Below are 6,449 nucleotides of genomic sequence, written 5' to 3'. Positions count from 1 at the left end.
AGGAGAAGAGCCGCATCCACCGTCATCGTCGTCACGCGCAAGAAGTAGTCTCCCCCCACCTCCCCTTGAAAAGGGGAGGTCGGTTTGCGCGACAGCGCAAACCGGGTGGGGATCAACTCTCTCCACGCGCGCCTGTGCCCGGGGCTGACCCCCACCTCATCCTCCCCCTTCCAGGGCGAGGGAGATCTGACGGCGGAGCACCGGGCAAGGAACGGAGCGGGTCATGACCTCTCCCCTGCTCGCGATCCGGGGCTTGCGCGCCGCATACGGCAAGATCGAGGCGCTGAAGGGCGTCGATCTCCAGATCAACGCTGGCGAGATCGTCGCGCTGATCGGCGCCAACGGCGCCGGCAAGTCGACGCTGATGATGACGATCTTCGGCAAGCCGCGTGCCCGCGCCGGCGCGATCGAGTTCGACGGCTCTGACATCACCGGCGTGCCGACGCATCAGATCGCGCGCCTGCGGATCGCACAGTCGCCGGAGGGACGGCGGATATTTCCGCGCATGAGCGTCGCCGAAAACCTGCAAATGGGCGCCGACGCAACCGGGTGCAGCGAGGCGGAACGCGCGGCCGTGCTGGAACGCGTGTTCACGCTGTTCCCCCGGCTCAAGGAACGCATCAACCAGCGTGGCGGCACGCTCTCCGGCGGCGAGCAGCAGATGCTGGCGATCGGCCGCGCACTGATGAGCCGGCCGCGCCTGTTGATGCTCGACGAGCCTTCGCTCGGCCTCGCGCCACTGATCGTGCGCCAGATCTTCGACGCGATCCGCACCTTGAACCGTCAGGATGGCCTGACCGTCCTGATCGTCGAGCAGAACGCCAACCACGCGCTGAAACTCGCCCATCGCGGCTACGTCATGGTCAACGGCCTGATCACGCTGGCTGGAACCGGCAGTGAGTTGTTGCAGCGGCCGGAGATCCGCGCTGCCTATCTGGAAGGCGGACGGCGGGGCTGACCTGCCCGGTATGAACCTGCGGCAAGATGCTGCGAAAGGACCGTGCATTTGCCTGAAAATTGCCGATGACTTGACGGCAAATTCGGTCGACAATGCCTTCGGTTTCGCATCCGGGGCCGCCGGGTGCATCCCTCAAAGCGATGACCACGGGGACTGCACATGAAATCACTCAAGCTCATCGGCCTGGCATTAGGCGCATCGTTGGCACTGTCGGCAAGCGCATTCGCGCAGGACATCACCATCGCAGTGGCAGGCCCGATGACGGGCTCCGAATCCGCTTTCGGCCGGCAGATGAAGAACGGCGCCGAACAGGCGGTCGCCGATCTCAATGCCGCGGGGGGCGTGCTCGGCAAGAAGCTCAAGCTCGAGGTCGGCGACGACGCCTGCGATCCCAAGCAGGCGCGCTCGATCGCCGAGAAGCTTTCCGGCGCGCGGATCCCCTTCGTCGCCGGTCATTTCTGCTCGTCGTCGTCGATCCCGGCCTCCGAGGCCTATGCCGACGGCAATACGCTGCAGATCACGCCGGCTTCGACGAACCCGCTGTTCACCGAGCGCAAGCTCTGGAACGTGGCGCGCGTCTGCGGCCGTGACGACCAGCAGGGCCTGGTCGCCGCCGAATACATCATCAAATATTTCAAGGGCAAGAACGTCGCGATCCTGAACGACAAGACCACCTACGGCAAAGGCCTGGCGGACGAGACCAAGAAGGCGCTGAACAAGGCCGGCTTCCAGGAGAAGATGTTCGAGTCCTACAACAAGGGCGACAAGGATTTTAACTCCATCGTCTCGCGGTTGAAGCGCGACAATATCGACCTCGTCTATGTCGGCGGCTACCATCAAGAATCCGGCCTGATCCTGCGCCAGATGCGCGACCAGGGCCTGCAGACGGTGCTGATGGCGGGCGACGCCTTGAACGACAAGGAGTTCGCCACGATCACCGGCCCCGCCGCCGAGGGCACGCTGTTCACCTTCGGTCCCGATCCCCGCAACAAGCCGACCGCGAAGGCTATCGTCGAGAAGTTCAAGGCCAAGAACATCGATCCCGAAGGCTACACGCTCTACACCTACGCCGCGATGCAGGTGTGGTCGCAAGCAGCCGCCAAGGTCGGCTCGACCGATCCGAAAAAGGTGATGGACGCGATCAAGGCCGGCGAGTGGGACACCGTGCTCGGCAAGATGGCGTTCGATGCCAAGGGCGACATCAAGGCGATCGACTACGTCGTCTACAAGTGGGACGCCAAAGGCAACTACACCGAAGTCAATCCGAAGGGATCGTAACCCACACCCGTCATTCCGGGGCGCGCGCAGCGCGAGCCCGGAATCCACCGGGCCACAAGCGCAGGTAGAGAAATGGATTCCGAGCTCATCGCTTCGCGATGCCCCGGAATGTCAGCCCCGTCATTGCGAGCGCAGCGAAGCAATCCATTCTTCCACTGCGGCGCTATGGATTTGCTTCGCGGAGCCTGTCATCGGGCGGCGCTACGCGCCGACCCGGTGGCTCGCAATGACGATGTGGATGCTTTGGGTGCGACAAATCAACCCGACGGGCAAATCACCAAAAGTCTGTCCATCCTTCTCACGAAAAACATTCCGCTTCCGTCGTCGGGCAAATCAGTGATTTAACTCCGCGCGTCTCACGGCAGATGAGGGGCGGCTCGCGATCGTCACGAACGTTGCGGTGGGATGCGGTGGACGCGGGTGTCGCGACTGACGAGCGTGGCATCAGCGGACGGCGAAGTCGTGTGGTTCTGGCGCCCCGACGCTGGCGCTAAGTGCGCGAGCAGCAAGAGCTGCCGCGGATGACGGTGGCAAGAAAGCCCGGTCACCGGGAAGAGCACGAAGTAAGCCGTAAACCACTGCGCAGGGAAAGCCGGTGTTGCTCCGGTTGACCTGTGGTCCTACCCCCGTGCTTTTTGTTGCACGGGGCCCACGGGTGCAACCGGCACCCGGCTTTCCCTGCGCCCTCTATACGATGAGAGGGTGAAAAGTGATGCAAAGCTCGGGCGGAATACGCCGCGAGAACGCGGACTCGCATCCGCTGTTCGAAGGAGACGTAGGATGGGTAGAGCGAAGCGAAACCCATCATTCGCGCGGCTTCTCACGAAGCTGATGGGTTTCGCTTCGCTCTACCCATCCTACAAGTCGCTATTTGACATTTTGAATCAGAACTCTCCACCCGTCATTGCGAGCGAAGCGAAGCAATCCATGCCTCCGCAAGTGGCAGTATGGATTGCTTCGCTTCGCTCGCAATGACAATGAAGAGAGCCGCCCGCTCAGACCGCCGCGCGCGCCGCAACGGGAGCTACTGCCTGCCGCGCGTTCTCGATGGCGCGCATCAGATCGTTCGGACGAAACGGCTTCTGCAGACAAACGACGTTCGATAGATCGGGCGCTTCGGCCACGAAGTCCAGCGCCGTCATGCCGGAGATCGCGACGATGGGAAAATCCGGCTGGCGGGCACGCATCGTCGTCATGACGTCGAGACCGCTCTTGCCCTGCAGGAAGATGTCGACGATCGCGAGATCGAATTTCGTCCCTTCCTTGGCCGCGTCGAACGCCTTGATCCCCTCCGCGGCGGACGCCGCCTCGACGATCTCGAACCGGTTGACGCGCAGCACAATCGCGATCATCGCGCGCACGTCGGATTGATCGTCGACAACGAGAACACGAGCCATGAAAAACCCCCAGACCGGCTGCGGGAAGCCTATCGTGGAAAGCGCAATGCAGTAGGGTAATCAGGCGAATTATCTGCCCTGTCAGTAAAGAGGTGGTTACCTCAGCTGGATACAGTCCGCCGGTTCAATTCCCTGCCGGTAGCAGATAACCTTGGGTTGATTCTTGGATCCTATTCTTGGCGATTATTGATTTTGTCGCGCCAAAGCGGCGCATAGCGAGTTTATCGGGCTTTGAATTCTACCTCCCGCGGACCAGCGGAGACAGCTTCCTCTCGCCGATACCGACGGACCGGCCGGATATTCGGCTTTGTGTGGACAGCCTGCGCGCAGGTTTGACGTGATCCCCTGTCTTGCGTTCGATACCGGTTCCAGGAGACCATGAGTGGGCAACGACCGCAGCTTCTTCCTTTCGACCAAGCCGGCCTCGCGGGGCGACCGCAACGCGGCGCTGGCGGTGGTCGTCGTCTCGGCCGTGCTGTTCGCGATCGCGGTACCATTTGCCGGAATGCCGCTGACGCCGGTGCCGGCCTTCGTGGCAAGCTACCAGTCCGCGCTGGCGATCAATGATCTCATCACCGCGGTGCTGCTGTTCTCGCAGTTCGCCATCCTGCGGTGGCGCGCGATGCTGCTGCTCGCGAGCGGCTATCTCTTCACCGCCGCGGCCGCGATCACCCATGCGTTGACCTTTCCAGGCCTGTTCGCGCCGACGGGCCTGTTCGGAGCCGGTTCGCAGACCACGGTCTGGCTCTTCATGGTCTGGCACGGCTTTTTCCCGCTGATGGTCCTCGGCTATGCGCTTTTGAAAGGCGACGACGGCGCCAGGATCCGCGGCTCGACGACGTCGGCGATCATCGGCAGCGTTGCCGTGGTCATCGTCGCGATGGCGGTGTTCGCCTGGGTCGTCACCGCCCAGCACGACCGCCTCCCCGTCCTCCTGAGCGGCGGACACTACACGCCGGTCATGATCGGCGTGGTCTCGACGGTGCTGTTGTTCTGTGCCGCCGCGCTTGGCGTGCTGTGGTTCCGCAGACCGCATTCCGTCATCGACGTGTGGCTCATGGTCGTGTTGTGTGCCTGGCTGTTCGACATCGCCCTGTCGGCCATGCTCAACGTGGCCAGATTCGATCTCGGTTTCTATGCCGGGCGCATCTACGGACTATGCGCCGCCAGTTTCGTGCTCGCGGTGCTGTTGATCGACAATGTCGCGCTGCAGGCGGAAATGTCGCGGCTCCTCCGCGTGGTCCGCCGCCAGGCGGCCACCGAACGCGAGCAGACGCAGAAGGCGCTCAGCCAGGAGCTCGAAGAGCGGCAGCGCATCTTCGAGACCTCGCAGGATTTCCTGTCGGTGACCGATAAGCAGGGCAAATTCGTGCAGGTCAGTCCGAGCGCCAAAGCCATTATAGGCTACGATCCTGCCGAGATGGTCGGACGTCCCGCGGTCGAGTTCATCCATCCAGACGATCTGGAGACTGCCCGCAACGAGATGCGTGCTGCGCGGCACGGCCAGAGCAAACGCAGTTTCGAAACCCGCTTCATCCGCAAGGACGGCGAGGTGGTGTCGCTCAACTGGTCCGCAACCTATTCGGAGCCGGTCAAGCGCTATTTCTTCATCGGCCGCGACCTCACCGAGAAGCAGGCCGCCGAAGCGCAGATCCGGCAAGTGCAGAAGATGGACGCGGTCGGCCAGCTCACCGGCGGCGTCGCCCATGACTTCAACAACATCCTGACCGTCATCACCGGCACCATCGGCATCCTGGAAGAAGCGGTCTCCGATCGGCCCGACCTCGTCACAATCGCCCGGCTGATTGACGAAGCTGCCGAGCGCGGCGCCAACCTGACCAAGCACCTGCTCGCCTTCGCTCGCAAGCAGCCGCTGCAGCCGCTCGAGGTCGACATCAACGCGCTGATCCTGGAGGCGGCGAGGCTGCTGCGCCCGACGCTCGGCGAGCATATCGAGATCACGCCAATGCTCGCCGAAGACGCCTGGATGGCGATGGTCGATCCGAACCAGCTCACGACGGCGATCCTCAATCTCGCGCTGAACGCGCGCGATGCCATGCCCCGCGGCGGCAAGCTGGCGCTCGAAAGCCGTAACGTCTATCTCGACGAGGGCTATGCCAGCATGCACAGCGAGGTCGTGGCCGGCCATTACGTCATGGTCGCCGTCAGCGACACCGGAACCGGCATTCCCGCCGATCTGTTGGAAAAAGTGTTTGACCCGTTCTTCACCACCAAGGAGGTCGGCAAGGGCACTGGGCTCGGGCTTTCAATGGTGTTCGGCTTCGTCAAGCAGTCGGGCGGGCATATCAAGATCTACAGCGAGGAACGCCACGGCACCTCGGTCAAGATGTATCTGCCGCACGCGACCGGCCTCGCCCAGACCGTCGCGGAAGCGCAGCAGGCCGTCAATGTCCGGGGCGGGCACGAGGTCATCCTGGTGGTCGAGGACGACGCGCTCGTGCGCAAATATGTCGTCACCCAGATCACAAGCCTTGGCTACTCGACCCTTGAGGCGGCCAACGCTGCCGAGGCGCTCAAGATCATCGATACCGGCGCGCCGATCGACCTCCTCTTCACCGACGTCATCATGCCCGGCGCCATGAACGGACGTCAGCTCGTCGACGAGGCGCTGAAGCGGCGGCCCGGGCTCAAGACGCTGTACACGTCAGGCTATACCGAGAACGCGATCGTCCATCACGGGCGGCTTGATTCCGGCGTGCTGCTGCTGGCGAAACCCTATCGCAAGTCGGAGCTTGCCAAGATGATCCGGCTCGCGCTTGGCGGTTGATGCATCGTGCTTGGCTGCTGTATCGATC

At 62.9% G+C, this 6,449-nt stretch carries 4 protein-coding genes; 3 read left to right on the top strand and 1 reads right to left on the bottom strand.

Features of this window, described 5'->3' with window-relative positions:
- The first annotated feature begins 223 nt into the window (after positions 1-223).
- Positions 224-958 carry an ABC transporter ATP-binding protein gene (locus tag J6497_RS24695; RefSeq protein WP_225706883.1) on the top strand — a complete coding sequence of 245 codons (735 nt, stop codon included), beginning with the start codon at positions 224-226 and terminating at the stop codon, positions 956-958.
- Between the two features lie 159 nt (positions 959-1,117).
- Complete coding sequence (locus J6497_RS24690; RefSeq protein WP_225706882.1) at positions 1,118-2,236, top strand: branched-chain amino acid ABC transporter substrate-binding protein; 1,119 nt, start codon at positions 1,118-1,120, stop codon at positions 2,234-2,236.
- A 995-nt stretch (positions 2,237-3,231) separates the two neighbouring features.
- Here J6497_RS24690 and J6497_RS24685 read toward each other — a convergent pair.
- A complete protein-coding gene (locus J6497_RS24685) occupies positions 3,232-3,633 on the bottom strand; it encodes a response regulator (RefSeq protein ID WP_225706881.1) in 402 nt (133 codons plus the stop codon).
- A 505-nt stretch (positions 3,634-4,138) separates the two neighbouring features.
- On the opposite strand from J6497_RS24685, the gene J6497_RS24680 reads away from it, so the two are divergent.
- Positions 4,139-6,421, top strand: a complete 2,283-nt coding sequence (locus tag J6497_RS24680) for an MASE4 domain-containing protein (protein WP_225706885.1) — start codon at positions 4,139-4,141, stop codon at positions 6,419-6,421.
- Positions 6,422-6,449: the final 28 nt, after the last annotated feature.

Source organism: Bradyrhizobium cenepequi, from assembly GCF_020329485.1.
Classification (GTDB): domain Bacteria; phylum Pseudomonadota; class Alphaproteobacteria; order Rhizobiales; family Xanthobacteraceae; genus Bradyrhizobium; species Bradyrhizobium cenepequi.
This window is presented reverse-complemented; position numbering and strand designations above follow the sequence as displayed.